This is a genomic window from Mesorhizobium sp. M0296, from assembly GCF_040321675.1.
Taxonomy (GTDB): domain Bacteria; phylum Pseudomonadota; class Alphaproteobacteria; order Rhizobiales; family Rhizobiaceae; genus Mesorhizobium.
In genome coordinates this window covers 1-26,257 of sequence record NZ_JAMYRZ010000037.1, presented here as the reverse complement: position 1 = coordinate 26,257, position 26,257 = coordinate 1, and the positions used below count along the sequence as shown (strand labels likewise).

The following is a 26,257-nucleotide window of genomic DNA, read 5'->3' as shown; positions in this document are numbered from 1 at the left end:
ATAGCACATCCCGATCTTGATATTGGACGGAATAGGTTTTGTCATGCTGTAACTGTCTCCAACACATGAGGAGCAAGCATGAACGATCTCACCCAATGCGTTGTGACCCCCAAAGTCAAAACAGACGGCTTCGAGGCTCTGGGTGCAGCCGTCCATCGGGCTTCGACGATCGTATTCGCGGATGCCGCAGCCTACGCCACTCGCGGCCAGCGAGGGCCTGACGGCTATTCCTACGGCCTCTACGGCACCCCGACGACGCGTACACTGGAGCAAAAGATCACTCAGCTCGAGCAGGGTCACCGGACGCTTCTCGCGCCATCGGGCCAGGCCGCAAACGCAATCGCAATGCTCGCCGTCCTCAATGCCGGAGACAAGGTACTGGTGGCGGACACGGCCTATCCCCCGGTCCGTGATTTTGTGAACACCGATCTGGCAAAGTTTGGCGTCCGAGCGGAGTACTACGATCCCACTTCGCCCGAGGGGCTCGAGCGTCGGATCAACGGGAACACGAAACTGGTGTGGTGCGAGTCCCCCGGTTCGACGACCATGGAAGTCCAGGATCTGCCGCGGATTGCCGAGATCGCGCATCGGCACGGCGCGCTCGTCGGATTCGACAACACCTGGGCGACCCCTCTTAACTTCAAGCCCCTCGTACATGGGGCCGACATCGTGACCGAAGCGCTCACCAAATATATCTCGGGCCATTCCGACGTGCTGATGGGATCGATCACGGTGGCTTCCGAGCAGCTTTTCAACGCGCTCAAGGCGACTATGGGGCGCGCCGGGATCGGTGTTTCCCCCGACGACGCCTCTTTGGTGTTGCGGGGCATGGAGACTCTTGGCGTGCGAATGAAACACGCGCACGACGGCGCGACGGCGATGATCAACTGGTTCCGCGGCCACCCAGCCGTCGAGCGTGTGCTCTACCCCGCCCTGCCGTCTTGTCCCGGGCACGAATTCTGGAAGCGCGACTTCCTCGGCGCGAGCGGAGTGTTCAGCGTGGAATTGGTTCCCGAAGCACTGCTGCACGTGCCGGAGGCGCTCAATACGCTAGAGACGTTCGCCATCGGCGCCTCGTGGGGTGGGACACGCAGCCTCGTTGCCCCCATGCCCGTGAAGAGCAACCGCTCCGCGACGACCTGGAGTGGGCAGGACCTCCTTCTGCGGTTCAGCGTGGGGTTGGAATCGCACGACGATCTCATGGCCGATCTCGAGAAAATGTTGGCCCAAATCCAAGCACGGATCGACGACGAGCGGTTCGGCAAAGAAAACATCCGGCAATCAATGCTGTGAGTGAACACAAAAAGGGGAATGACAATGAACAACAACAACGAATTCATGCGAATAGACAGGCGCTCCTTCCTGGCGGGCGTCTCAAAACTGCTGGGAGTTTCGGCGCTATCCTCCATCCTGCCGTCAATCGTTGCGGCATCAGAGGTTAAGGACACGCTTCGCATCGCGATCGCCAAGTCCGCCGGGGATATCAATCCTCACAAATACACCGGCGTGTGGGGCGTTCAGGACCTCGTTTTCGAGCCGCTGGTTAAATACGGCCATGACGGTAAGATCGAGCCAGGGCTGGCGACCGAATGGTCGGTCGAAGACGGGGGCAGGCTGCTTAAGCTCACGTTGCGCAAGGGCGTGACTTTCCACGACGGCACTCCGTTCGACGCCGCGGCGGTGGAATGGAACCTGAAGAGGTGGATCGGACTCGAAGCGAACAACTGGATGAATTCGTCCCGGCTTTACGCCGGAACGGACATCGTCGACGACGATCACGTCAACGTCCGGTTCAAGGAACCGGTCCTCGGCCTGCTCCAGGAGTTCGCTTACGTCCGGCCAGTCAGGCTCCTCAGCCCCAAGTCGGTCTCTGGGGACGGTAGCTATAAGGCACCCGTCGGCACGGGACCGTGGCATCAAGCGACTGCCGGGAATGAGGGCAGTGCCTTCGAGCGCTTCGACGCCTACTGGGGTGACAAACCCTCTTTCAAATATCTTGAGGTAAAAGTCCTTCCGGACTCGCGCGGCCGCATGGCAGCGTTGCGCGCGGGCGACGTGGATCTGATCGGCGGAGCGTTTGTGTCGCCTTTGACCGCAACGGAAGCAGAGACGCTGAAGGGAGCGGGCATCGACGTCGTCATCGATCCCGGCACCACCACAATGATTATGGCCTTCAACACTTCCCGCGTCGAAGCGCTGAGGGACCCGAAAGTCCGCAAGGCGATCAACCTCGGCATCGACCGGGCTGCGATCTCGCAAGTGCTTTACCGCGGTCTGGCGACCTCCACTGGCAACCTGTTCTCCGAAACCGTTCCGTATTCGGGGAAGCGCTTCGATGTGCCTAGGCGGGATACCGAGACCGCAAAGTCGCTGCTCGAGGAGGCAGGCTGGGTCGGGGGGCCTGTCAGGCAGAAGGACGGCAAGGACCTTGCCATTGAACTGGTCGTTAGCGAGGAGCAAGTACCGGGGTCCCGATCCGTCGCGGAAGTGATCCAGTCCGAGCTCCAGGAGATTGGCGTCACGCTCACGATCCGCTCGGTGGATCATGCGTCGCGGCACAGCGACATTCCGGAGCGCAAGTTCGATCTCGCTTTCTTCCAGACGTTCGGCGCGCCATACGAACCTTTCGGGACTGTGGTGGGCCTGTTCCTATCCACCTATGACAACGGCGTGGACGGCAAGCTCTTCATCGACCCCGAGCACCTCGATCCGTTGGTGCTCGCCGCGATGTCCGCGCCCGAAGGCGAGATGGAAGCAGCTCTACAGAAGGTCTATGACTGGCTGCACGACAACGACGCCATCGCGCCGCTGCTCTTCGTTCCGGGCATATGGGCGCATGCCGCTCGGGTGAAGGGCTTCCAGAGCCCCGCGACCGAGTACGACATGCCCTACGAGAATATCACACTGGCGGAGTAGGATACGGCCGTGTTCGCCTTCATCGCTAAAAGGGCCCGCAACGCAGTCTTGTTGCTGTTTCTGGCGTCCGTTCTATGCTTCGCGCTCGTGGTATCCGCTCCGGGCAACGTGGCGATACTCATCGCCGAGCTGCGGACGCCGACGGCCACCAAAGCCGATATCGCCAAGGTCGAGGAGGAATTGGGGCTCAACAAGCCGCTTCTCGAACGCTACGGCTTCTGGCTGAACGGAGCGATCCACGGCGACTTCGGCATTTCCTACAAGACGGGCGAGGCGGTCGGCGCGTCCCTCAAGAGCCGCCTTGCCGCGACCGCCACCCTCGTTGCGGGCGGAGCGGTCGTGGCTTTGTTGCTGAGCCTGTTCGTCGGCTTCGTAGGCGCGCTCTGGGCACATAGGGCGCCAGACGTGGTCACCCGAGGGAGCGCTCTTCTGGGCGCTTCGACTCCGTCCTTCTTCGTCGGAGCACTGCTGGTCTACGCCTTTTCGGTCACGTGGCACGTCTTTCCGACCTTCGGGTTTGCCGGACCCGTCAGTTGGGTGCTTCCATGGCTCACTCTGGGATTTCTTCCCGCAGCAGTTCTGAGCCGCGTCGTCCGAGTTGGCTTCGAGGAGGCGATGGCCAAACCCTATGTCCTAACGGCCATGAGCAAAGGACTGTCAAGGACGAGTATTCTGGTTCGCGACGCGATCCCGAACATCGCGCCGACGTACTTGAACGCCTTGGGAACGCAGATCGGGACGATGGTCGTGGGCGCGGTCGTTGTCGAACCTCTGTTCGCTTGGCAGGGCATCGGCGACCTCTTCCTGACCGGGGTGAGATTCCGCGACTTCATGGTCGTGCAGGCCTGCCTTCTGGTCTTCATCACGTTCTTCATCATCCTGAACGTCGTGGTCGACATCTGCATTACGCTGACCGATCCGCGCCTTAGACTTCAAAGGAGCTGAACATGCAGCCAGTCAGACCACTCCTGAAGGCCATTGGCGCCTTCCCGCGCTCGGCGGTATTTACTATCGGCGCGTTCGTTCTGTTGGGACTGCTCGCACCCTACATCGCGCCACATGATCCCAATGCGCAAGACCTGCTGATCGCTGGCCAGGGCCCGACGCTCGCCCATCCCTTCGGAGTCGACCATCTCGGGCGCGATACATTGAGCAGGTTGATTGTGGCGGCTCGGACGTCGCTGGTCGGAGTCTGTCTCGTCCTTGTGTGCGCGCACGCCATCGGCATCGCCATCGGCACGATTGCCGGATACCGGCGGGGCTGGACGGACGAACTGCTGATGCGCATCGTTGACGTCGGCCAGGCAATCCCCAGCCTCATCGTCTCACTTGCGGTGATCGGCATTGCCGGAGTCAGCTACTGGAACATGATCCTCGCGCTCGCGCTCGCCTGGTGGCCGGGTAGCGCCCGCATTAGCCGGGCCGTGGCTGTCAACACCATGAACAAGCCCCACATGGAGGCCCTAAGAGTATTGGGCGCAAGTCCCGTTCGCATTTACTTTGTCCATCTTCTTCCCACGACGATCGGGGCGGTGCTCGTATATGCCACGGCCGACGCCGGAGCAGTCGCGCTCGCAATCGCAACGTTGAGCTTCCTCGGGCTGGGCATCCAGCCGCCGACGCCTGAATGGGGACAGATGTTGGTCGACGCGCTTCCATATCTCGAGTCCGATCCGCGCCAGGTCATCCTGCCGGGACTGACCCTGACTTTAGCTGTCATCGGATTCAACATCCTCGGTGAAGCGGTCGCCCTCAACAGAGTTCCGAAGCCGCTGACCTCCCGGATGCTCGCGGCCCGCCGCCGGGTAACCGCATTCTGGGCCAAGGAGGCACGGCCATGAGTTCTGAACCGATACTCCGCGTCAAAGATCTGACCATAGACCTGCTGACGGCGCATACCGTGGTCCGCCCAGTCGACGGAGTAGCCTATGAACTGAGCCGCCGAGAGACCCTCGCGATTGTGGGAGAAAGCGGTAGCGGCAAAACGGTCACCTGCTTTGCGCCTCTCGGCCTGATGCCCGTGGGCGTCCAGGCGGATATATCGGGCACCATTTTGTTCGACAGCCGCCAGCTCGTCGGATCGGACAATGAAACGCTTCGCAGCCTGCGCGGAAAATCCATTGGCTTCATTTTCCAGGACCCGATGAGCGCGCTCAATCCCGCCCGCCGGGTCGGACGGCAGATAGCCGAAGTAGCCGAGCTTCACCTCGGCATGACCGCAAGAGCTGCGGAAACCCGGGCGCTTGAACTTATCAAGATGGTCGGGATGTCCGACCCCGAAATACGCCTCAAGCAGTATCCCCATGAGCTTTCGGGCGGTCTCCGACAGCGTGTCATGATCGCAATCGCCATTGCCGCCGAGCCGACACTTCTCGTAGCCGACGAGCCGACCACCGCGCTCGACGTGACGGTCCAGGCGCAAATCCTCCGACTGCTGAAGGAAATCCAGTCCAGAATGGACATGGCCATGATCTTGATCACGCATGACATGGGTGTCGTGGCGGGCGCGGCCGACCGCGTAATGGTGATGTACGCGGGGCGCCACGTCGAAACCGGACCGACCGAGCGTGTACTCTCTCAGCCGCAGCATCCCTATACGATGGGCCTCATCGAGGCAATTCCGAGGAAACAGGACGCAATCGGATCGCGTTTCCGTGGATTGCCGGGCGTTCCGCCCATCCTTGGCGCGCCGATCACAGGGTGCGCTTTCATGCCCCGCTGCGGATGCGCTGTGGATGCCTGCGGCGAGCGGCGACCGCCGTTCTTGCCGACGGCAGTTCCGGGTGTGTCAGCCGCCTGTCCCGTTCTGAATATTCGGGCGAAGGAGTGCGCATAATGAGCGCGGTACTCGAAGTCGAGCATCTGGTCACCAGCTTTCCAAGCGCCAAACGTGGCCAAACGATCAAAGCGGTAAACGACGTCTCAATCCACCTCAATCAAGGCGAGATCGTCGGCTTGGTGGGGGAGTCTGGCTGCGGCAAGTCCACGCTCGGCCGTTCGATCGTCGGCTTGGAAAAACCCCAATCCGGACGTGTCGTTTTTGATGGCATCGACCTCGGCTCCTTGAGTGGACGCCGTCTGCGGGAAGCGCGTCGGGCAGTTCAGTACGTGTTCCAGGACCCCTATGCATCGCTGAATGATCGCCAAACTGTGGGCGAAGCCATAAACGAAGCCCTCATAATTGCAGGTTTGCGTTCGCAAACGGAACGCGAGGGGAGGATCGCTGAGCTCCTCAACCAAGTCGGTCTGGCGACGACGGTCCGGGACAGATTCACCCGTGAACTCTCAGGCGGCCAGAGGCAACGCATCGCGATCGCGCGCTCGCTGGCCGTAGAGCCGCGGGTTTTAATCTGCGACGAACCGGTCAGCGCGCTAGACTTGTCTATACGGGCGCAGGTCATGAACCTATTCCTCGACCTCAGAGAGAAGCTCGGCGTGTCCTGCCTCTTCATCGCGCATGACCTCGCGCTTGTCCGGCAGGCGGCGAGCCGGGTCTACGTGATGTATCTCGGCAAGGTGGTGGAAAGCGGTAGCTCGGAAGAGGTCTACCGGAATCCGAGCCATCCCTACACCCAACTCCTTCTCGCGTCTGTCCCCGAGGCTGATCCTGCCACCGAACGTCGGCGCAACCCTCCGTTGATCACGGGCGAAATCCCAAGTCCGACGAATCCGCCCTCCGGCTGTTTCTTCAGGACGCGGTGTCCCCTTTCAGTGGAAGCTTGTGCGCAGGCTGAGCCTGTGTCGCAAGAAGTAAGCTCAATGCACAAGGCGGCGTGCAGGTTCGCCGGCGACCTATTCGCGAAGCGGGTCTCGGCCGCATGATTAAACGTCAGATCTAGCTGAGCGTGCGGGACCTGATGCGTTGCGCATTCTGGTGGCGAAGCAGAGATTTGCGCTCCTTCCTTCCGGTACCGGGCCGGCAGTGAGTGGGAAAGCGCTCTGTCGGCAGCCCTGGTTACTCAGGCGGGCCGAGAGGAACCTCTTGCCGGTTATTATTCCGCTTCTTGTAGCGTTGGCTTAAGTGCCTGCCATTGCTCGTGAGACATGGTTGGCAGGTCAAACTGGTTGCGAGTGGTCGAATAAGCCGTTATCATTCTGGGCGGCATCGTCTGCCAGATCGTGCAGCTGGTTGTTTCGATCCGCGACCGCGAGATGCTTCGTGTCACCGGCGGTCCCTGGGACGGTCGCACACTGGAATGGTCCACGGCCTCGCCGCCGCCGGCTTGGAACTTTGCCGTCTTGCCGCATGTGGCCGAGCGCGACAGCTACTGGGTCGCGAAGCAACGCGCCAACGCACAGCAAGCTCAACCGGTGCCACCGCGCCCGTACGAGCCGATCGAAGTACCGAAGAACAGTCCAGTCGGGGTCGTCAACGCCTTCTTTGCCGTCGTCATTGGTTTCGCCCTGATCTGGCACATCTGGTGGATGGCCGGGCTGGGGCTGATCGGCACCTTTTGACGATCCTCATCTTCGCGTTTCGGGGTGAGGACCCCGCCAGGGCCGATGCCGGCGCCCTCGTGCTGGCCATCGCGACGCTCAGCTTTCTCGGCCTGGGCGTTGCACCGCCGACGCCGGAATGGGGCCAGATGCTTGTCGACGGCATGAGCTACATCGAGGAGTTTCCGCGCCTCGATGTCGTGCCGAACGAACTGATCGTCCAGTTCGTCGTGGGTGCCTTTCTGTCGGTGCTGATCTGGTGGCTCGACGGCGGCGCCAAATTGCCGCCGCAACAAGTCGACCAGATCTTCCGGCGTCTGGCCACCGAGGGCGTCCCGTCGGCTTAGATATCAGGCCGAAGAACTGTGAAGCAGTCAGTTGTGCTGCCGGCGTTGCCAATTCACCAACCACCGGCTTTGTTCGACGCATGTCCTTGAGGTCGCGATACACCGCCGTGAGGTCTGTCGACCAACGCCTCCGATACGTGGCTTGCGGCCGTCAGACGGCCGTCGGCGTGGACAGCAGCCACAGCCCGAAAACCGTATATCCGACCATAAAAACGGTCAGCGGAAATTGGCTGAGCGCCGCGCGGCTGCGCGCCGGATGCAAACGGAACGCCAGCCCATGCGCGACCAGAACGGCAAGTATATGGCCGCCGATGATCGCCGCCGCCTGAAAGTTCCAGATGATCCACGCTGCATCGGAGCCCATGATCACTCCCGCCCCGACATTCATGTGCGCCGTGCCGAATAGGTTCCATCCCCGATCAAACGGATCCGAAATAGCGACGAGCGCATTCTGGCCGTTCACCAGGAGGGCCGTCAGATAGTGGGAAAAATGATAGGCGAGCGCGATCGGGACGATCGACCAGACAAGGAGCCCGACCGCTTTTCCGAAAGAGATGCTCCCGGCCAACCGCTCACCGACAAACACTGCGGCGAAGAACACGGCGACAAGTGCGATAAACATCAGCACAAGACCGGCGCTGTTGATTCCGACTAATGCCGAGCGCCCCGGAAATTCGAGCGGATTGACACCATTCGCGCCCAGCCAAGAGAAGGTCTTCGACAGACCGTCGAAGGACACCGAGCTCAACGTCAGCAACAGAAAGAGCATACCGCTCGCCGGTAAGGCTTGCGCGCTCCACAATTTCGCTCCAGGCCAGCAGAGTGAGAGGGCGCGCCCCCCGCTTGGGTGGTCCGGCGTCGTTTCGACGATGGCGAAGCGTGACACCATGCGGAAGAACGCGGACAGAAACTCGCCGCGCCGGCTCCAGCCTTCGTAGCCGAAGATGATCATGCAGACGAAGGTCGAGAGCCAGTAGGCCATGAGAGCGAACGCAAGCCGCGCCGGATCTTCGGGCGCCGGATAGATCAGCTCGAACCAGGCGAAGCTTGCAAACAAAATCAACGCCGGCCAGTAAGCCAGTCCTTGTGGCATTGTGCGATCGCGGAATGCCGGGAAGACGCTGGAGAAAATGCGCCACGGCCCGTACCACGGGTTTGTCCACGACCAAACATTGCCGAATATGCCCTGAAGCAATGTCAGTCCGACCCAGACCAGCGTCCACACCGTTAGCGGAAGTGGATTCGACAGCGGATCTCGGCTGCCGAGAATTCCCGCCGCCACGAGTATGGCGAGAACCGCGAAGGCGAGCGTGCTGATCCAAATGCGCGCGGCGTCGCCGAATTGACCAATTGGCAGGCGGGATGCCGAAATGCGTTCGAGCAGCCTGGGCGGGAGGACAGCCAGAACCAGAAAACTCGCGGCTACGGCCACCGCCCCGCCCACGACATAATATCCGGTCGGCAGGAGCATGACATAGCCGCGCTCGGAAGCATGGGCAAAGGCTGGGGTTGTGAAATGCGGCACGAGGGCAGCAGCTGATAATGCGATGCCCAACGCTCTCGCAGAGATGCTTTTATGTTCGCTGTCCGCCACCATCCATCCGTCTTGCCACATGGCATTTGCGAAGGAAAGCGGACTACTGCTCGCGCAAGTGGAGGTGCCAAAGTGGGTGCCCGACTTCGTGCTAGCCCCCAAGCCCGCTTGGTGAACAGGCCATATGATGCAGCTACGACTTCGAGTCGAGAGTTGCGTTGTGGACGACGTTCTCGTCCTCTGCCGTCTGCTGCAATACGTGGCAGCTGTGCCTGCGCCGGCCGGCGGCGCATTATCTTCGAAACAGGACCGGAGCGCCCACCGCCAGGCGCCCGGATCGTCGACGTGCAGAAGTTGTGGGCCGAACATCTACCAATGGCCGGAACTCGCGGCGCTGTCGATCCTGTTTCGCGAACGCCTGGTGTATTCCTTCGAGAGTCGGCCGCGCTTGTTCGACATTATCTCGCGCAGCATCGAAGGCGTCGCCGGCCTGATCCTGGGCCGGCGTCGCGGTCTGGCAGGTCGCTGCGCGCTGACCAGGCCCCGGATGGATTTCTGATTTGCGTCTGCCCATCCGGCCGGCGCATGGGCTGGCGGGAGAGGTTCGCTAGTTCAGGATCTGGGCAAGAAACAGTTTGCTGCGCTGGTGACGCGGATGCGAGAAGAATTCGGAGGGCGTGTTCATCTCGACGATCTCGCCCTGGTCCATGAAGACGACGCGGTCGGCGACCTGGCGGGCAAATCCCATCTCGTGCGTGACACACAGCATGGTCATGCCATCCCCAGCCAGCGCGACCATGGTGTCGAGCACTTCCTTGACCATTTCAGGATCGAGGGCGGAGGTCGGTTCGTCAAAGAGCATGATCTTCGGGCTCATACAGAGCGCACGGGCGATGGCGACGCGCTGCTGCTGGCCGCCGGACAACTGGCCGGGATATTTATGCGCCTGGTCCGGGATCTTCACCCGCTCCAGATAGTGCATGGCGGTCTGCTCGGCTTGCCCGCGCCGCATCCTGCGCACCCAGATCGGCGCCAGTGTCAGGTTTTCCAGAATGGTCAAATGCGGGAACAGGTTGAAGTGCTGGAACACCATGCCGATGTCACTGCGGATTACGTCGATCTGCTTCAAATCGTTGCTGAGTTCGACACCTTCGACGACGATCTGCCCCTGCTGATGCTCCTCCAGCCGGTTGATGCAGCGGATCATCGTCGACTTGCCCGAGCCGGACGGACCGCAGATCACCAGCTTCTCGCCGCGATGGACGGTCAGGTTGATATTCTTCAGCACATGGAAGTTTCCGTACCACTTATTCATGCCGGTCATTTGGATAGCGGGCGGAGCGCTGAGATCGATCATGGACGGAGCGCGCGTTGGGGCGGACGATAACATCAAGGCATTTCCTAGTGAGCGGTCGGGCCGCGCCGCTCCAGGAAGTCGGCGAAGCGGGCGAACGAGAAGGAGAGCGCGAAGAAGATCGCGCCGATGAACAGGAATGTCTCGGCCGCCGGCGACGGCCAGTCCGGGTCAGCCAGCGCCGCTTTACCGGAGCTGATCAGGTCGAAGAGACCGACGACCAGGACAAGGCTGGTGTTCTTGATCATGACGATGATGGTGTTGGCCAGCGCCGGGATCGCCACCCGGATCGCCTGCGGCAGGATGACGAGATATTGCGTGCGCCAGAAGGGCAGGCCGAGCGCTGCCGCAGCCTCGTACTGGCCATTCGGGATGGCCTGCAGGCCGCCGCGGATCACCTCGGCGAGATAAGCCGCGGCGAAGATGGTGAGCGCGACCAGTGCGCGCACGAATTTGTCGGGCAACAGGGCCTCGGGCAGGAACAGCGGCATCATGATCGACGCCACGAACAGGATGGACAAGAGCGGCAGTCCGCGCACCGATTCTATCAGGACCACGGCGCCGATGCGTATCGCTGGCATGGTCGAGCGCCTGGCCAGCGCCAAGAGAATGCCGACCGGGAAGGCGACGCCGATGGCAACGACGGTGAGGATGAGCGTCACCGGCAGGCCGCCCCAGGAGGAGGTCGGAACCTCGGTCAGGCCGATGCCGCCGCTCATCAGCCAGAAGATCAGCACGAACGCTGCCACCCAGAGCGCTGCCAGCCGCGGCGCCCAGCTGGCGGGCCGCACCGACCAGGCAAGCAGCGCCAGGATGAGCAGGCAGACGATGGCGGGGCGCCAGCGTTCGTCGAGCGGATATATGCCGAACAGCAACTGCCCGGACTTGGCGTAGATGAAGCTCCAGCAGGCTCCGGTGGCCACCCGGCAGGCGCTTGGATTGGGATCGAACAGCACGGCGTCGATTACCAGCCAGCGCAGCATCGGCGGTACCGTGGCGACGAGCAGAACGCCGAACAACAGCGTCAGGGCGGCATTGAGCGGCGTGCCGAACAGGAGCTTGGCGGACCGCCGCAAGGCGCCGAAGCGGATCTGTCCTGGCATTGGCTCGGCCGGAAGGGAAAGAGACACGGCCTTCATAGTTCAGCGCTCCACGATGGCGATGCGACGGTTGTACCAATTGGCCGCGCTCGACAGGCTCAGGTTGAGGGCGAGATAGACGCCGAGGATGATGAAGACGCCCTCGATCGAATGGCTGGACTTGCTGATGATGGTGTTCATCACCGCAAGGAAGTCGGGATAGCCGACCGCGATCGCCAGCGTCGAATTCTTGACGACGTTGATGTATTGGCTGTTGAGCGGCGGGACGATCACCCGCAGCATCTGCGGGATGATGATCAGACGCAATATTTTGCCGCGTGGCAGGCCGAGCGAATGACCTGCATCCCACTGACCGCGGCCGACCGAAAGCACGCCGCCACGCACGATCTCGGCGACGAAGCCGGTGGTGTAGATGGTCAGCCCGATGAGGATGGTGCTGAGTTCGGGCGTCAGGTCCTTGCCGCCTTTGAAGTTCGACCCAGTGAAGGTCGGCCAGTCGACGGAGAACTTCGCATCGGCAAGCCAGAGCCCGGCAATGCCAACCGTAAGGATCGCCGGCGCGGTCAGCGGTGGCAGCCATCCTCTTCTCGCCGCCGCCCAGCCAGCGGCCGCCAGTGCCAGGGCGAGAGCAATGACGAGCAATCCCGCGGTGGCGACGTCCATGCTGACGGCCGGCACCACAAAGCCGCGCATCGAGGCGTAAATGCCTGGCAGCGGATTGAGCGCTTCGCCGACCGGCGGCAGCACCTTCCACCACAGCGAGTAGAGAAAGATCAGAAGCACGATCGGCGGTGAATTGCGTGCAACCTCCACCCATACGCGGCAGGTGCCCGCCGCCAGGGGATTGCTGCTCAGCCGGGTGATGCCGACGACGAGGCCGAGCGCGGATGAGAAGACGATGACGACCGCGGAGACGAAGACCGTATTGGCGAGCCCGGTCGCGATCGCCCAGTAATAGGGGTCCCGCGACTTGTAAGTGAGGATTGCCTCGGAGATGACGATCCTTGACGGCATCGTCAGGAAATCGAAGCCGATCGGTATGCCGCGTGCCCTGAGATTGGCGAAAGTCGTGCTGACGAGCAGGGCAGCGAAGGCGGCAGCCACGGCCACCAGGGCACACTGGATGATGATCGATCTGGTCCTGGCGTCGCTCAGCATTTCGACCTCGACGGTTCGCTGCGTTGGCAGGGAAAGGGGAACGGCGGGCGCGTCCCCCTCCATCATGCGGCTCAATCCCAGGGGAAAGGATAGTTGAGGCCCCCGTCCTTCCACAACGCGTTCAGACCGCGTTCGACCTTTAGCGGGCTGTCCTTGCCGAGATTGCGGTCCCAGATCTCGGCGTAGTTGCCCATTTGCTTGATGACGTTGTAGGCCCACTTATCGTCCAATCCGAGCGGCTTGCCGAAGCCGGGTTCCTCGCCGAGCACCCGTTTGACTTCCGGACTGCCCGACACAAGCTTTTCATCGATGTTCTGCGAGGTGATGCCGTTGGCCTCGGCCCAGAACAGGGCATTCAATGTCCAGCGCACGACGTCGAAGAGTTGATCGTCGCCGCGGGCGACCGCGACGCCATTGGGTTCGGCGGCTTTGCCGACCTTGATGATGTCGTAGTCGTCGGGGTTCTTGGCCACCGAAGCACGCTGTCCGGCTGCCGCAGTGCCGTCGGTGACGTATGAATCGCAGCGGCCGCCAAAGAAGGCGTCGCGCGCCTGAATGGTCGAGTCGTAATAGACTTTCTCCATCGCGATCCCGAACTCTTCCTCGGTTTCCTCGATCGCTTTCTCGGTCAGGCTGCCACCGCCTTGCAGGCAAACGGTCTTTCCGTCCAGCAGTTTGGGCTCGGTAATATTGTCGGCCTTGCGCACGAGCATGCCGTCCGTGTCGTAGAGATTGATCCAGACGAAGCGGACAACCGTATCGCGACTGTAGGTGATGGTGGATGTGCGCGACAGAACGTCGATCTCTCCGGTCTGCAGCGCAGGAAAACGCTGGCCTGCGTTAAGCGGCACGTAACGGATCTTCTCCTTGTCGCCGAGGATGGCGACCGCGAAAGTGCGGCAGATATCGGAATCGAAGCCGCGATAATACCCCTTCTCGTCGGGCCGGGAGAGACCGGGCACGCCCTGGCTGGCGCCGCAGCTGACATAGCCGCGTTCCTTGATCTTGTTGATAACCGCCTGCGCGCTGGCGTCCACGGCGCCCGAAGTCAGGCTGGCCAATCCTATCGCCAGACCCGTGAGCCATTTCAGACCTTGATGTTTCATAATCATTCCCCTTGTCGTTGAGTTGTCGTCATTCTGCGGCGTTGACGTCGGCCGCGGCGGTTCCGTTGCGCCGGGCTTCAGCAAAGAGTTCGAAGGCCTGGGAAAGGTCGGCCAGAAGATCTTCGAGCGCCTCAAGGCCGATCGACAGGCGCCAGACCGGGCCGGGCTTCAGCCAATCGAGGCTGGCGCGCCCTTTGCGCGGATCGCTGACGGCAATCAGCGAATGCACGCCGCCCCAGCTTGCGCCGAGCCTGAACAGCCGCAGGCTGCGCAGGACATCGGATTGCAGTGGCGCCAGTTCCGGCCGCAGCACGAAGGAGAACACGCCCGCCGATCCGGCGAAGTCACGCTTCCAGACCGCGTGGCCGGGATGGCCAGGCTCCGCGGGATGCAAGATCTGCGCGACTTCCTGGCGTTCCGATAGCCAGGCGAGGATCTTCCGCGCGGTGGCGTCGGCATGACGCATGCGCACCGGCATGGTCATCAGGCCACGCTCGCACAGCGCGCAATCCTCGGGCGAGACGCCATAGCCAAGGAAACGCGCTGTATCCTTCAGGCGCCGGAACAGGGCATGGTCATGCACTGCGAGCGAGCCCATCAAGAGGTCGCCGTGGCCGCCGGCGTGTTTGGAAAGCGCCTGCATCGAGATGTCGACGCCATGAGCGAGCGGCTTGAACAGCAGATGCGAGGCCCAGGTGTTGTCGGCCGCAACGAGCGCGCCGGCCTTGTGGGCCGCGGCCGTGATGGCTGGCACATCCTGAACTTCGAAGGTGGCTGAGCCAGGCGATTCTGCCCAGACCAGCCGCGTTCTGCCGTCGATCATGGCCGCGATACTTGCGTCCAGCCGTGGATCGTAGGAAACCGCCTCGATCCCGAGTGGGCCGAGAAAACGCTCGGCCATGTCGCGCGCCGGGCCATAGAGCGTCTCCGGGATCAGAACGCTTTCGCCGCCACGGCAGACAGCCATGGTCGCCAGCGTCATGGCCGCCATGCCCGACGGGAGGACGAGAGCCCGCGATCCGCATTCCAACACGGCGATATGATCTTCGAGCTGCCGGCTGGTCGGTGTGCCGTAAAGTCCGTAGCTGAACCCGTCGTACAGACGCTCGACGCGAAGCTCGAACGATTCCAGATCGTCAAAGACCACGGTCGAGGCTCGCTCGACCGGCATCGCCACCGCCTGGAACGGTTCCTCGGAGCGCTTGGGAGGATGGACATGTGAAGTGTCATCGCGTCGGTTCATAGGCGCAGCTTAGCCGGCTCACCCATTGCCATCTATGACCGCAGCGATAAAGTTAATTCGCTTTTGATATGGGCTGACTATGAACCTGCGCGACATCGATGTCTTCAACGCGATCATGATCACGCGCGGCGCCGGCGCGGCGGCCGCGCTGCTCGACACCTCGCAGCCGGCCATCAGCCGTTCGCTAGCCAAGCTAGAGGCCGAGCTCGGCTTCAGGCTTTTCGACCGCATTCGTGGCAGGCTGGTGCCGACACGCGAAGGGGAGTTGTTCCATGCCGAGGTGAAAGCCAACCTGGTCGGGCTCGACCGGCTGAAGCTGCGGGCGGCCCAGATCAAGGAGGTCGGCACCGGTACCATCCGCGTCGCCTCCCTGTCGGCACTCGGGCATGGGCTGGTGCCGCGCGCCATCGTAGCGTTCTCGCACCGGCATCCGCAGGTGCGAATCAGCTATCAGGTCCGCACCTCCAATATCGTGCGCGACCTGGTCGCCTCTGGCAGTTTCGATATCGGGCTCGCGGCCGACGAGGTCGACACCAGCGGCGTGCTGCACAGCGTCTTCACCACACCGCGCGCCGTTTGCGTCATGCCGAAGAACCACCGGCTGGCGCGGAAGCAGATAATCACACCGGCCGATCTCGCCGACGAGGCCTTCCTGGCATTGTCGCCGGAAGATACGGCGCGGCTCGCGATGGACAAGATCCTGGCCGCGCATGGGGTGCGACCGCGCATCCTGATCGAAACGCCCTACGGCCTGACCATCGCTATCCTTGCAGCGAAGGGCATGGGAATCGGCTTGGTCAATCCCTCCGTCATTGCGGACCGCATGATCGGCGGTATTTTGGCCAGGCCATTCGAGCCAGCCGTCAATTTCCGCGCGCTACTCCTGCGCCCGCCGGACGGCATCAATTCGACCTTGATCACCGACTTCATTGGCGAACTCTATGCCGCTCGCAATATGCTATCGAGCGAGGCATAGGGGCGTTGTCACGGCAACTGCGTGTCAGGGATCGCTGCGATAGATGCGGGGGATGAACACTTCGCAGATCAGCTACAAACGGCATCGGTTCCCACCCGAGATCATTGCCCACGCGCTGTGGCTGTATTATCGATTTCCGCTGAGCCTGCGTCATGTCGAAGAAATGCTGCTCGAGCGCGGCATCGTCGTTTCCTACGAGACGATCCGTCGCTGGGGCAGGAAGTTCGGGCCGGACTACGCCCGGCACCTGCGCCGCAAGCAGCCCAGTTGAAATGATATCTGGCACCTCGACGAAGTCGCCATCACGATCGCCGGCAAGAAGCATTGGTTATGGCGCGCCGTCGACCAGGACGGCTATGTGTTCGACGAGATCGTCCAGACCCGGCGCAACACCAAGGCCGCCAAGCGCTTGCTGATACGGCTGTTGAAGAAGCAGGGCCAGGTGCTCAAGCGCATGATCACCGACAAGCTCGGCTCCTATGGAGCAGCGCGGCGTCAGGTCATGATGGACATCGAGCACCGGTCGCACAAGGGCTTGAACAACAGAGCGGAGAATTCGCATGTGCCACTGCGAAAACGAGAGCGGATGATGCAAGGTTTTCGATCACCGGGGAGCCTCCAGCGTTTCGTCTCGACCTTCTCTGCAGCCCGCAATCTCTTCGTCCCGCCCCGTTCAAAACGCGCCCCCTTTCAGATCCATCTTCACCGCCTGAATGCCATGGCGCAATGGAAACCTGCTGCCGGCGTGATCGCCTGAAATCATTCCCAAAAGTCACAACCACAGCCCATCTCCGTCTATGTGACATCACCGCCGACGCAGGTCCGCAGCAGTACTTGTGCAAGAGATCATCGATTCAGGGTGGCGGCATCGGCTTGTCACCGAGTGTGCGCAAGTACGCGATCAGGTCGACCCGTTCGGTCTCGTCCGAGACACCAGGTATCTCCATCTTAACGCCCGGCGTGGTGAGCATGGGCCCGAAGAGATATCTGTTCAGGTCCTCTTACCTCCACACGCCTTCCCAGCCGAGCAAAGCGTCGGAGTAACGCATTTTTGCCATGGATACCTTATCGCGGCCGACGACGCTCCACAAGTTCGGTCCGTTTTGTTCCCTCCCAGTGGCTCGGCATTGTGGCAACGGTCACACGCGCGGGTGACGTAGGTCCGGCCTTTCTCGACATCGGCAGAAGCCAACTTCGTTGAGATCGGGGCCGGTGTTGGCAAGACGACGCCGTGCGACATGAGATAGTCGGCAACTTCGCGTTGCCCCTGGCGTTTTGCCAGATGGAGTGGTGTCTTGGCGCCGGGCTCGACTGTGCGGTCATGCAGCGCGCGCCAGGGGTATCCGAGGCGCTGCAATTGCTACGCGGCTACCTCTGCACACTCGAAAAGCATCCACTCAACGGTTCTGCGGAAGCCCGTGAGATCATCCGCCGGCACATCTTCGATCTCGTTTTGCTCGCCATCACACGCACGGCTCTTTGGGACAGACCAGTATGAGCGCGGTCGTCGCCGCGCGCCTGGCCGCCATAGTCGACTACATCACGGATTGACGGCAATCGTGGCATTCGCTCGCTCCGCGTCCGGCGGATTGGCGGCAGCGCCAGCTAAAGACGAGTAACGAAGGCCGCGGGGTGCGATTACCGATGAAGGCACGCCGTGATCAAAGACCCGATCCTGAGAAACGTCACTGCGAAGCACTTTCCGATACATCGGGCACGATGATGTAGCCCTGATCGATCAGTTGCAGCCTCGTTTCCTCGAAATGCCGCTTGAAGCCGCTCTTGATTTGCTCGGGTGGGTATCGCCAGCCATTCGCAAAGGCACGGCGCAAGAGATCGGAATAGACGCGGTCGCTGGCAAGCCTTACCGCTTCTATGGAGATTGGCGTTCCCACTGGCGTCGTTTCGCCGGAGAGACTTGGCGCGGTCGAAAGAGCCAGCACCAGCATGCCGGCGACTGCGGATGACTTTCTCATGGATGCCTCCTGACATTTTGCCTGGCCTGGACAGTGAACCGGGCAACGTGTTGTGGATCCGTGGATGCTAGGAGCGGCAACGACTTGGCGGGATCGTACAGATGGAGTGTTTTTGGTGTCGCATCTGTAGTATTTTCGCTGTGTCGCGAAATCGGTACGTTCCCGACCATACGCGCCGCGGATCGGAATGACGCAATGCTTGACGCAGTAGGCAATCCTCTGACCGGGCTTTCGGACCGGGAGCGGGTGGTCGCTGCGAAATTCGCCGAAGGCATGACCTATCGTGAGATCGGCGAGACGCTGTTCATCGCGCCGACCACCGTTCGAACCCATCTGTCGGTGGTCTATCGAAAGCTTGGCGTTAGCAGCAAAGTGGCGTTGGCAAGCCTGCTCTCGAGTGAGAGCCGGCAAGAGTCCGGACAAGCTCGTTTCGAGGGTCTGTCGCCCGGCGGCTCCGGGCCACCGGTCATCGCGGTCCTGCCCTTTGAAAATTTGAGCTCGGACGAGCGTTGGGGAAGGCTGGCCGACGGTTTGTCCGCCGATATTATTGTCGATCTCGCGCGTTACTCCGCCCTTGCGGTGATTGCCCGCCAGACCGATGCTGATGTTCAAGGGAAGGCGCGATGATCTGCGCTCCATCGGTCGGGAGTTGAATGCCGACTATTTGCTCGAAGGGAGCCTTCAGGCTACCGGCGAGCAGTTCCGCATTTCGGTGCAGCTTGTCGATGTGAGGAGTGGTGCCGATCTTTGGGCGGCGCGATACGATCAATCGGCCGACAATCTGTTTGCTACGCAAGACATGGTCACCGAGAACGTCGTCAATGTCCTTGTCAGCTGCTGCGGCAAGCTTGCCCACCTTGGACGGGATGTCATCCGGCGCAAGCCGCCCGCCAGCCTGGGTGCCTATGACTACTATCTGCTCGGCGTCGAACAGCACAATGTGTTCACCCGCACCTCGAACGTGGAAGCAATCCGTCTCTTGTCGCGCGCAGTCGAACTCGATCCGGGGCTGGCGCGAGCCTGGTTGACGTTGGGATTTTCTTACGCCGTCGAAGCCTGGTACGCGAGTAATCCATCCGTCTCGCTGGAACGCTGGTACTCGTGCATGGAACAAGCTCTTTTGCTCGATCCGGGAGACAGCATGGCCCGTCAGGGCATGGCCGACATTCGCGCGGCGCGAGGCGACTTGGGAGCCGCTGCCGAGGAACTCGATCGCGCTTTGGCCGCCGCTCCAAACGATGCCGATACGCTGGCGATGATTGCCGGAAGCCGAGCACTGGTGACAGGTGATCCGCAGCAGGGCTGCGTGTTGATCCAGAGGGCTCTACGTCTCAACCCGCTAGCTCCGCTCTGGTACTTCAGCATGCTTGGTCGCACGAATTTCGTGGTCGGGCGCTACCGGGAGAGCGTCGTGGCGTTCCAGCAGAGCCCGCCCGATTCGCCGGCCACCCTGTTGTTCCAGTCGATGGGACATGCGATGCTCGACGAAGTACCACAGGCCGCGAAGATCGCCGCCCGATTGGCGAGCGAATTCCCCGGCTTTACCGTCGAGGGGTTCATCAGAACCTATCCGGTCACCAATCCTCCCGCGCTTGTCGCCATCCGCGAAGGTGCACGGCGGGCCGGATTGAGATAGCTTCTCCGCTAGCGCTTGCGGCCGGAGCCAGTTCTTGGATTGCGCTCCATTTCTTGCCAGCTTTCATCGATGAGTGCAAAATCGCACTCGTCAGAAAGACAGTTCTGAAGGCCGCCTGAAGAAGCACTGGAAATGTGGGTCAGGATCGCGACCTTATCGACCGTTCGTCTGTACGTCAGGATTTGGCGCTCCTTTCTCGTTCCAATCGGCGAGAGGGAAGGCAAAAAACACCCAACCAAGTCGTTTGACGCTCATTTAGGGCGTTCTCGAGGGCGGATGTTCGAACCAGCGGGACGCGCCATTTCGCGCCATTCGAGTCGCGCCTCCTAAGCCGACCTTCACGCACTGGCCGGAGTCGACCCTAAGCAGAAGCTCGCTTGCTCCGGGTCAATTCACGGCCATGACCCAAAGCTGTCATTCCGCCCGTACGTGTCGTAGCTTCTAATGGCTTGCCGATGGGAGGCGTCATATCCGAGCGCCCGATTGCCCTGACATAAGGCGCTGGTATTGTGTAGTTGATTGGGCTCCAAAGCGGAGCCGTCACACGTGGGAGGAGTCCGAGCGTGGTCGAGAGCGCCGTGCAGCGCCGTTTGGCCGCCATACTCGCTGCCGATGTGGTCGGTTACAGCCGGCTCATGGGCCATGACGAGATGGGCACGCTGACTACGCTGAGGGCGCTGCGAGCCGAGCTGGTCGATCCAAAGATCGCCGAACACATGGGTAGGATTTTCAAGGCGACCGGCGATGGGGTTCTGGCTGAGTTCCCCAGCGTTGTTAACGCCGTTGCCTGTGCGGTCGACATCCAGCGGCGGCTGGAGGCGCGCAACGCCGACATGCCAGAGGACCGCGCGATCCGACTGCGGATCGGGGTCAACCTGGGCGATGTCATCGTCGAGGGCGAGGACATCTTCGGAGACGGAGTGAACATTGCGGCTAGGCTTGAGAGCGTCGCCCCGGCCGGTGGCATAGCGGTGTCGGGCACAGTGCGTGACCACCTGGGCAACCGGCTCGATCTGCAGTTCGAGGATATGGGCGAGCAGGCGCTGAAGAACATCGAGCAGCTGGTGCGCGTTTGCCGAGTGCGCCCAGCCGATACCTCTGCCTTGGTGCGTCGCGCACTGTCGCTACCCGATAAGCCGTGGGTCGCCGTCTTGCCGTTTGTCAATATGAGCGGCGATCCAGAGCAGGAGTACTTCTCCGACGGCATCACAGAGGACATCATTACCGAACTTTCGCGCTTTCGGTCGCTGTCCGTCATCGCCCGCAATTCCTCGTTCACCTACAAGGGACGGACGATGAAGATCCCCGACGTGGCGCGCGACTTGGGCGTGACCTATGTACTCGAGGGAAGCGTTCGTCGCGCCGGGAATCGTCTGCGCATAACCGCGCAGCTCATCGACGCTGAGACCGGCAGCCACATCTGGGCGGAGCGCTATGATCGAGAAATTGCCGATATGTTTGCGGTTCAGGACGAGATAACCCAGAGGATCGTGGGCATGCTGGCCGTGGGCCTCGAAGACGATTCCTTGGAACGCGCTAAGCGTAAGCACCCTGAAAACCTCATCGCCTATGACCATTGGTTGCGCGGCAAACATCTCTTGTGGACGGTGGGTCAGAACAATCTTGAAGCGCGCCAACACTTCGAAAAGGCTGCTGCCACAGACCCAAGCTTTTCGCGCGCCTATTCCGGTTTAGCGGTGACCTACCAGATAGAAGCGCTTGATTTGCTAATTGCGGCAGAAGGTAGAGGCGCTTATGACATGGCCTTTGATTGCGCCAAACGGGCCCTCGCGCTCGATGAAGCCGATTATCAAGCCCACATCGCGCTGGCATGGCCTTGCCTCTATCGGGGCGACTATGAGCGCATGAAGAAACATGTGGATCGCGCCATCATGTTCAACCCTAACGATGCCGACAGCCTCGCCAATGCCAGCTACATGCTCGCAATGTATGGAGAAGGGGAAAAGGCGGTTGCCTGCGGCGAAGCGGCAATGCGTCTCAATCCACGATACCCCGATTGGTATATCGCCTTTCAGGCGACTGCCCTATTTACCGCAAGGCGGTATCCCGAGGCCCTAGCCGCGCGGATCAGAGTCCCCGACTACTTTATCGATTCGACTTTTTTCGGCGCAGCTATACTTGCCAAGCTTGATAGGCTTGCCGAGGCAAAGCTATGGGCGGAAAAAGCAGTAGCGAGGCTGAAAGCAAGGCCGGGGGGCGTTGAGCAAGCAGCCAAAGGATGCATCCAGCTTCTGCTCGACAACAACCCATTCCGTCGTCAAGAAGATCGTGATCACTTCGCAGAGGCGATGCGCATGGCTGGCGTGCCCGGATAGCCGCTTCGATCCATTCCGGCTGATGTACGTCGAACAGAGTGTTTAGGAGGTAGTGGTGAAAGCACTCACTTTACTGATGGTGAATGATTACCCCGACTATATCGACGCGGGGGAGTGGGCGCGATCTCTCAAGGCGCGCGTTTCGGGCCTCGACTTCCGGTTATGGCCCCATCACGGCGATCCCGGCGACATTGACTTGGTGCTGATCGATAAGGGTACGCCGCGCAGGTTTTTTGAAGGTATGACGCGATTGCGTGCAGTTGCCTATCTCGGCGCGGGCATAGACGGCTTGCAACTGGGTGAGCTGCCTGCGGGCGTTGGCGTCGTACGTTTGGCGACCCGCGAACTTGCCTCTGAGGTTGTGCAGTACATTGTTCTCAGAGTACTGTGCCGGCAACGCCATGTCGTTGAATATGCTCTCCAACAGACCCAGAAGAGATGGCGCCCGATCGCGCCACGGAAGACCAGCGAGACCCGCATCGTTATCCTTGGGGCTGGGCGTATCGGTGGATGGGCCGCGCGACTCTTCGCCGAGCTGGGATATCGCACGGCGGCATGGTCCCGCAACCCTAAGCAAATCGCCGATGTGGCCTGTTACGCTGGTGCCCCAGCGCTTAAGGAGGCCTTGGCTGAACGAGACTTCGTCGTGTGCGCGCTGCCGCTGACCACCGAAACTCGAAGAATACTTAATTCCGAAACTTTCCGTCTGATGAAGCGCGGCGCCTACCTCGTTAATGTCGGACGCGGAGCACACGTCGACGAGGCTGCACTTCTGCACGCCATTGACGCTGGGCAACTGTCAGGCGCCTGCCTCGATGTTTTTACCTCGGAACCGCTCGACCAGGCGAGTCCGCTATGGGCCCATCCGAAGGTGACCATCACACCACATGTGGCAAGCTATTGGGTCGATTCGGGCATAGCGCAGGTGGCAGGTCTGTGCGAGCAGATCAAGTTGGGCAATGACATCACCAATCTCGTAAATCTTGAGCGGGGCTACTAAGGGCCCGTATGGCAATAACTGCTTCAGTTCCTTGACGGGATTCGGCCAATTGCCGCGGCCTAATAAACCTAATCGATTCGAAAATTTCTGTACGGACCCTAAGTGCGGGCTAAGAATCCACTCTTAGTCCGTTAATGGCGCTGCCTGCTCGTTCCGCTCGACGAGACAGACGGCAGAGAACCACCCAACCAAGCCGTTTGACCCGCACTGGCGGCTGCTGAGTAGGCGAAGTCCGCATCGCCTCGATCGCGCCAAGAGCGGACATGCGCCTTAGTCGTTCGTGAGAGGCAGCCGCCCAGTGGCACGCCGCTCCGCCGCCGCCAGGGCCGCTGGAGCCCGATCTGCGCCAATGACCTGACCTCCGCTGCCAACCATCTCGGAAACCAGGAATGTAACGTCACCCGCGCCACAGCCCACGTCGAGCACGCGCATCCCGGGGCTCATGCCCGCAGAGAGCAAGATTCTTCGCGTGATCGGGTTAATGATGCCCGCCTGATGGCTGAGACGCCTGATCTCGCGATCGGAATGGACGAGAATATACGGGACGTGAACGTCGGCACCAGCGCCACCGGCGACTTCCATGGCCTGCCTCCCCTCATACGACTGTTCCCCAAATGGGGCATCGTGCTGGTCGACGACTATGCGCCGATGCGGCAGCCAGTCAACGAGACTCGCTGTCCACCTCAATGCGAATGTCGCTTCAGGGTCACGACCGCCGGTTCCGCTAAAGGTCAGCTTTCGGGCCGCCAAATCGCCCCGGGAAGGGTGGGTTCGGGTCATGGGCGTGAATTCGCCCTCGACGAACGAACTTCCGCTCGGGGTCGTCTTTGCCCGTTGGCGCGCTGTCGCAAATTTGGGCGCCGCCGCATCACGATTGGACCCTCAATCTTTCGCCATTCAACTCTGCTTGACCCCCCTAGCAACCGCGGCGCAGTGTTGCCATGCGTGCGTAATATGCGCAGTCCAATTGGGGTCGTCCTTGGTGAGTGCAGCGGACGTCAATACGGGCAGCCATCGTGACATCAAGCGCCAAGGATCTCATCGCCAAGGGCTATATCGGCGAACTGTCCACCCATTCGCGCGGCTCGACAGTCGAGGTCGCGATCGCGCGGACCGACCACAAGAGCGCGCCGAAACCGGCCTGCGGCGCGACCGATGCCGACACGCTCGATTTCGGCACTGGCTTCGAGTGTTCGACCCGGCGAGCGAAACGGCTCACCGACCGCTCGCCAGTGAAGTAGCGGCAAACCGCGAAAGACTTGTCGAGGCGATGCGCGCCGGCGGCTTCAACAATTATGCGCGCGAATGGTGGCACTTCACGCTGGAAAACGAGCCGTTTCCAAGAGAACGCTTCAACTTTCCCGTCGGCGCCGAGTAGCTCCGCCGGCCACCGTGGGATGAAACCCTCGTTGCCCCTGCGCGGCCATTGCCGAAGGGCTGGCGGTTTCTAATTATCGCCTCCGGGAGCCCAGGATCCCGAGTCACGCTGTGTGAAGAAAAACATTCCTCCTTTAGAGTAAAATAGGCGAAAAATTGCTTCACTAGGCCAAAAAAGGCAACATTGAATGCATCTAAATTCTATCAATTCGGTAGATTTGGCGCGAGTTCAACGGAGGCGGAAATGACCAAACCTCATTTCAGGAAACTGCTCGGCGCGCTGGTCGCCACATCTGTCCAGTTCGGCACGCTCGGTTTCGCGTTTGCCGACACCACCATTCTCAACGTGTCCTATGACCCGACGCGTGAGCTCTACAAGCAATTCGACCAGGCCTTCGCCGCTCACTGGGAGGGCGAGACGGGCGAGACCGTCACCGTCCAGCAGTCGCATGGCGGATCCGGCGCCCAGGCGCGCGCCGTGATCGACGGCCTCGACGCCGACGTGGTGACGCTGGGGCTGCAAGGCGACATCGACGCGATCGTCTCGAAAACGAAGAAGATCAATCCCGACTGGCGGACGAAGTTCGAGAACAATTCGGCTCCTTATACCTCGACCATCGTCCTCCTCGTCCGCAAGGGCAACCCGAAGGGCATTCACGATTTTGGCGATCTCACAAAGGACAGCGTCCAGGTGATCACGTCCAATCCCAAGACCTCCGGTGGTGGCCGGTGGGCCTACCTCGCGGCCTGGGCCTGGGCCAACACCAACGATGGCGGCGATGAAGCCAAGACCAAGGAATTCGTCGGCAACCTCTATTCCCATGTTCCGGTGCTTGACACCGGCGCGCGTGGCTCTACCGTGACCTTCGCGCAAAAGGGCCTTGGCGACGTGCTGATCGCCTGGGAAAACGAGGCCTATCTGGCGCTGGACGAGTTCGGCGCCGATCAGTTCGAAATCGTCATCCCGCCGACCTCGATCCTCGCCGAACCGCCGGTCGCCGTTGTCGACGCCAATGTCGATGCCAAGGGCACACGCAAAGTTGCCGAAGCCTATCTGGGCTATCTCTATTCCAAGGAAGGCCAGACGATCATCGCCAAGAACCACTACCGTCCGGCGAAGCCCGACCTGGTGCCTGCGGAGGATCTCGCCAAACTGCCGGAAATCAAGCGGATCAGCATCGACGATCCAATTTTCGGCGGATGGACGAAGGCGCAGCCTTACCATTTCGGCGACGGTGGTATATTCGACCAGATCTACAAGCCAGCGCAGTAACATAAAATCTAGATCAGGACGACACCCGCCAAGGCGGGGTGGCGGTTCAGACAGCCGAGCGTCATTCCGGGTTTCGGATTGACGCTCGGCTTCTCGCTTGCCTACCATCATCCTCATCCCCCTCTCAGGGTTGGTCTGCGATCGGCGACGCTCGGCTGGACCGATTTCTGGGCGATCGTCACCGATCGCCGTACCATCAACGCGCTTGAAATCAGCTTCGGCACCGCCTTCATTGCCGCCGCCGTCAACGTCGTCTTCGGCACGATCGTCGCGTGGGTGCTGGTGCGCTACAGCTTTCCAGGCCGCCGCATCGCCGATGCCATGGTCGACCTGCCCTTCGCGCTGCCGACGGCGGTTGCCGGCATCGCGCTGACCACGCTTTACGCACCGAATGGCTGGATCAGAAGCCTGCTGACGCCGCTCGGCATTAAGGTCGCGTATACGCCGCTCGGCATCGTCATCGCGCTGGTCTTCATCGGTCTGCCCTT

Annotated in this window: 26 protein-coding genes and 2 pseudogenes; 20 read left to right on the top strand and 8 right to left on the bottom strand. The window is 61.2% G+C overall.

Annotated elements, in window-relative coordinates:
* Positions 1-78 precede the first annotated feature (78 nt).
* From NKI97_RS27580 to NKI97_RS35555, 8 genes are all read left to right on the top strand, one after another.
* Complete coding sequence (locus NKI97_RS27580; protein WP_352466284.1) at positions 79-1,293, top strand: trans-sulfuration enzyme family protein; 1,215 nt, start codon at positions 79-81, stop codon at positions 1,291-1,293.
* Between the two features lie 24 nt (positions 1,294-1,317).
* A complete protein-coding gene (locus NKI97_RS27575) occupies positions 1,318-2,916 on the top strand; it encodes an ABC transporter substrate-binding protein (protein ID WP_352837713.1) in 1,599 nt (532 codons plus the stop codon).
* A 9-nt stretch (positions 2,917-2,925) separates the two neighbouring features.
* On the top strand, positions 2,926-3,861 hold the full coding sequence (locus NKI97_RS27570; RefSeq protein WP_352837711.1) for an ABC transporter permease: 936 nt from the start codon (positions 2,926-2,928) through the stop codon (positions 3,859-3,861).
* Between the two features lie 2 nt (positions 3,862-3,863).
* Positions 3,864-4,757: an ABC transporter permease gene (locus NKI97_RS27565; protein ID WP_023680719.1), complete on the top strand. Its 894-nt coding sequence runs from the start codon at positions 3,864-3,866 to the stop codon at positions 4,755-4,757.
* On the top strand, positions 4,754-5,752 hold the full coding sequence (locus NKI97_RS27560) for an ABC transporter ATP-binding protein (RefSeq protein ID WP_352797478.1): 999 nt from the start codon (positions 4,754-4,756) through the stop codon (positions 5,750-5,752). The genes NKI97_RS27565 and NKI97_RS27560 overlap by 4 nt, the downstream gene beginning before the upstream one ends.
* Entirely contained in the window at positions 5,752-6,738 is a 987-nt protein-coding gene (locus tag NKI97_RS27555) for an ABC transporter ATP-binding protein (protein ID WP_352837709.1), read from the top strand. Before NKI97_RS27560 ends, NKI97_RS27555 begins: the two co-directional genes overlap by 1 nt.
* Before the next feature lie 297 nt (positions 6,739-7,035).
* Positions 7,036-7,374: a hypothetical protein gene (locus tag NKI97_RS27550; RefSeq protein WP_352837707.1), complete on the top strand. Its 339-nt coding sequence runs from the start codon at positions 7,036-7,038 to the stop codon at positions 7,372-7,374.
* On the top strand, positions 7,371-7,700 hold the full coding sequence (locus NKI97_RS35555) for a TetR/AcrR family transcriptional regulator C-terminal domain-containing protein (RefSeq protein ID WP_502907127.1): 330 nt from the start codon (positions 7,371-7,373) through the stop codon (positions 7,698-7,700). Before NKI97_RS27550 ends, NKI97_RS35555 begins: the two co-directional genes overlap by 4 nt.
* Before the next feature lie 151 nt (positions 7,701-7,851).
* On the opposite strand, the gene NKI97_RS27540 is transcribed toward NKI97_RS35555, so the two are convergent.
* A complete protein-coding gene (locus NKI97_RS27540; RefSeq protein ID WP_352837705.1) occupies positions 7,852-9,297 on the bottom strand; it encodes a hypothetical protein in 1,446 nt (481 codons plus the stop codon).
* Positions 9,298-9,454: 157 nt separating this feature from the next.
* Here NKI97_RS27540 and NKI97_RS27535 point away from each other — a divergent pair, with 157 nt between their 5' ends.
* The gene (locus NKI97_RS27535; protein ID WP_352453299.1) at positions 9,455-9,793 is read left to right on the top strand and encodes a hypothetical protein; all 339 of its coding nucleotides are present in this window, start codon (positions 9,455-9,457) and stop codon (positions 9,791-9,793) included.
* Positions 9,794-9,841: 48 nt separating this feature from the next.
* Here the strand turns inward: NKI97_RS27535 and NKI97_RS27530 are convergent, their stop codons facing one another.
* Genes NKI97_RS27530 through NKI97_RS27510 form a run of 5 tightly spaced genes read right to left on the bottom strand, consistent with a single transcriptional unit; the run spans position 9,842 to position 15,195 of the window.
* Positions 9,842-10,591: an amino acid ABC transporter ATP-binding protein gene (locus tag NKI97_RS27530; RefSeq protein ID WP_352813644.1), complete on the bottom strand. Its 750-nt coding sequence runs from the start codon at positions 10,589-10,591 to the stop codon at positions 9,842-9,844.
* Between the two features lie 44 nt (positions 10,592-10,635).
* Positions 10,636-11,691 carry an amino acid ABC transporter permease gene (locus tag NKI97_RS27525; protein WP_352837703.1) on the bottom strand — a complete coding sequence of 352 codons (1,056 nt, stop codon included), beginning with the start codon at positions 11,689-11,691 and terminating at the stop codon, positions 10,636-10,638.
* A gap of 39 nt (positions 11,692-11,730) precedes the next feature.
* Positions 11,731-12,912: an amino acid ABC transporter permease gene (locus NKI97_RS27520; RefSeq protein WP_352837701.1), complete on the bottom strand. Its 1,182-nt coding sequence runs from the start codon at positions 12,910-12,912 to the stop codon at positions 11,731-11,733.
* 5 nt (positions 12,913-12,917) lie between these two features.
* On the bottom strand, positions 12,918-13,952 hold the full coding sequence (locus tag NKI97_RS27515) for a transporter substrate-binding domain-containing protein (protein WP_352725069.1): 1,035 nt from the start codon (positions 13,950-13,952) through the stop codon (positions 12,918-12,920).
* Between the two features lie 28 nt (positions 13,953-13,980).
* The gene (locus NKI97_RS27510; RefSeq protein ID WP_352725067.1) at positions 13,981-15,195 is read right to left on the bottom strand and encodes a trans-sulfuration enzyme family protein; all 1,215 of its coding nucleotides are present in this window, start codon (positions 15,193-15,195) and stop codon (positions 13,981-13,983) included.
* 79 nt (positions 15,196-15,274) lie between these two features.
* On the opposite strand from NKI97_RS27510, the gene NKI97_RS27505 reads away from it, so the two are divergent.
* The 3 genes and pseudogenes from NKI97_RS27505 to NKI97_RS27495 all read left to right on the top strand — a co-directional run bounded on the left by NKI97_RS27505 (position 15,275) and on the right by NKI97_RS27495 (position 17,669).
* On the top strand, positions 15,275-16,171 hold the full coding sequence (locus NKI97_RS27505; protein WP_352837699.1) for a LysR family transcriptional regulator: 897 nt from the start codon (positions 15,275-15,277) through the stop codon (positions 16,169-16,171).
* 52 nt (positions 16,172-16,223) lie between these two features.
* Positions 16,224-16,928, top strand: a pseudogene (locus NKI97_RS27500) (IS6 family transposase).
* Between the two features lie 474 nt (positions 16,929-17,402).
* A complete protein-coding gene (locus tag NKI97_RS27495) occupies positions 17,403-17,669 on the top strand; it encodes a hypothetical protein (RefSeq protein WP_352725063.1) in 267 nt (88 codons plus the stop codon).
* Between the two features lie 187 nt (positions 17,670-17,856).
* Here NKI97_RS27495 and NKI97_RS27490 read toward each other — a convergent pair whose 3' ends face one another.
* Positions 17,857-18,147 (bottom strand): hypothetical protein, encoded by a 291-nt coding sequence (locus NKI97_RS27490; RefSeq protein ID WP_352797488.1) that lies wholly within the window; start codon positions 18,145-18,147, stop codon positions 17,857-17,859.
* An 84-nt stretch (positions 18,148-18,231) separates the two neighbouring features.
* Between NKI97_RS27490 and NKI97_RS27485 the strand changes: the two genes are divergently transcribed.
* The 4 genes from NKI97_RS27485 (at position 18,232) to NKI97_RS27470 (ending at position 23,119) form a co-directional block, all read left to right on the top strand.
* The gene (locus tag NKI97_RS27485; RefSeq protein WP_352837697.1) at positions 18,232-18,774 is read left to right on the top strand and encodes a LuxR C-terminal-related transcriptional regulator; all 543 of its coding nucleotides are present in this window, start codon (positions 18,232-18,234) and stop codon (positions 18,772-18,774) included.
* A complete protein-coding gene (locus tag NKI97_RS27480; RefSeq protein WP_352837696.1) occupies positions 18,746-19,783 on the top strand; it encodes a tetratricopeptide repeat protein in 1,038 nt (345 codons plus the stop codon). Before NKI97_RS27485 ends, NKI97_RS27480 begins: the two co-directional genes overlap by 29 nt.
* Positions 19,784-20,346: 563 nt before the next feature.
* Entirely contained in the window at positions 20,347-22,119 is a 1,773-nt protein-coding gene (locus NKI97_RS27475; RefSeq protein WP_352837694.1) for an adenylate/guanylate cyclase domain-containing protein, read from the top strand.
* A gap of 55 nt (positions 22,120-22,174) precedes the next feature.
* Positions 22,175-23,119 (top strand): NAD(P)-dependent oxidoreductase, encoded by a 945-nt coding sequence (locus NKI97_RS27470; RefSeq protein WP_352837692.1) that lies wholly within the window; start codon positions 22,175-22,177, stop codon positions 23,117-23,119.
* Positions 23,120-23,389: 270 nt separating this feature from the next.
* Here the strand turns inward: NKI97_RS27470 and NKI97_RS27465 are convergent, their stop codons facing one another.
* On the bottom strand, positions 23,390-23,701 hold the full coding sequence (locus NKI97_RS27465) for a methyltransferase domain-containing protein (protein ID WP_352797495.1): 312 nt from the start codon (positions 23,699-23,701) through the stop codon (positions 23,390-23,392).
* 434 nt (positions 23,702-24,135) lie between these two features.
* Between NKI97_RS27465 and NKI97_RS27460 the strand changes: the two genes are divergently transcribed.
* From NKI97_RS27460 to NKI97_RS27445, 4 genes and pseudogenes are all read left to right on the top strand, one after another.
* A complete protein-coding gene (locus NKI97_RS27460; protein WP_352837690.1) occupies positions 24,136-24,360 on the top strand; it encodes a M15 family metallopeptidase domain-containing protein in 225 nt (74 codons plus the stop codon).
* A 29-nt stretch (positions 24,361-24,389) separates the two neighbouring features.
* Positions 24,390-24,497, top strand: coding sequence for a M15 family metallopeptidase (locus tag NKI97_RS27455; RefSeq protein ID WP_023722474.1), 108 nt, complete (start codon positions 24,390-24,392; stop codon positions 24,495-24,497).
* 243 nt (positions 24,498-24,740) lie between these two features.
* Positions 24,741-25,769, top strand: a complete 1,029-nt coding sequence (locus tag NKI97_RS27450; RefSeq protein ID WP_023722473.1) for a sulfate ABC transporter substrate-binding protein — start codon at positions 24,741-24,743, stop codon at positions 25,767-25,769.
* Between the two features lie 12 nt (positions 25,770-25,781).
* Positions 25,782-26,257 (top strand): annotated as a pseudogene (locus NKI97_RS27445) (ABC transporter permease); the annotation flags it as partial.

Bases quoted from the DNA above. Each gene is read 5' to 3' on its own strand.
- NKI97_RS27575 (WP_352837713.1), top strand. From the start codon at position 1,318: ATGAACAACAACAACGAATTCATGCGAATAGACAGGCGCTCCTTCCTG.
- NKI97_RS27540 (WP_352837705.1), bottom strand. From the start codon at position 9,297: ATGGTGGCGGACAGCGAACATAAAAGCATCTCTGCGAGAGCGTTGGGC.
- NKI97_RS27490 (WP_352797488.1), bottom strand. From the start codon at position 18,147: ATGAGAAAGTCATCCGCAGTCGCCGGCATGCTGGTGCTGGCTCTTTCG.
- NKI97_RS27520 (WP_352837701.1), bottom strand. From the start codon at position 12,912: ATGATGGAGGGGGACGCGCCCGCCGTTCCCCTTTCCCTGCCAACGCAG.
- NKI97_RS27465 (WP_352797495.1), bottom strand. From the start codon at position 23,701: ATGGAAGTCGCCGGTGGCGCTGGTGCCGACGTTCACGTCCCGTATATT.
- NKI97_RS27580 (WP_352466284.1), top strand. From the start codon at position 79: ATGAACGATCTCACCCAATGCGTTGTGACCCCCAAAGTCAAAACAGAC.
- NKI97_RS27555 (WP_352837709.1), top strand. From the start codon at position 5,752: ATGAGCGCGGTACTCGAAGTCGAGCATCTGGTCACCAGCTTTCCAAGC.
- NKI97_RS27525 (WP_352837703.1), bottom strand. From the start codon at position 11,691: ATGCCAGGACAGATCCGCTTCGGCGCCTTGCGGCGGTCCGCCAAGCTC.
- NKI97_RS27455 (WP_023722474.1), top strand. From the start codon at position 24,390: ATGCGCGCCGGCGGCTTCAACAATTATGCGCGCGAATGGTGGCACTTC.
- NKI97_RS27560 (WP_352797478.1), top strand. From the start codon at position 4,754: ATGAGTTCTGAACCGATACTCCGCGTCAAAGATCTGACCATAGACCTG.
- NKI97_RS27510 (WP_352725067.1), bottom strand. From the start codon at position 15,195: ATGAACCGACGCGATGACACTTCACATGTCCATCCTCCCAAGCGCTCC.
- NKI97_RS27505 (WP_352837699.1), top strand. From the start codon at position 15,275: ATGAACCTGCGCGACATCGATGTCTTCAACGCGATCATGATCACGCGC.
- NKI97_RS27565 (WP_023680719.1), top strand. From the start codon at position 3,864: ATGCAGCCAGTCAGACCACTCCTGAAGGCCATTGGCGCCTTCCCGCGC.
- NKI97_RS27530 (WP_352813644.1), bottom strand. From the start codon at position 10,591: ATGATCGATCTCAGCGCTCCGCCCGCTATCCAAATGACCGGCATGAAT.
- NKI97_RS27480 (WP_352837696.1), top strand. From the start codon at position 18,746: ATGCTGATGTTCAAGGGAAGGCGCGATGATCTGCGCTCCATCGGTCGG.
- NKI97_RS27515 (WP_352725069.1), bottom strand. From the start codon at position 13,952: ATGAAACATCAAGGTCTGAAATGGCTCACGGGTCTGGCGATAGGATTG.
- NKI97_RS27450 (WP_023722473.1), top strand. From the start codon at position 24,741: ATGACCAAACCTCATTTCAGGAAACTGCTCGGCGCGCTGGTCGCCACA.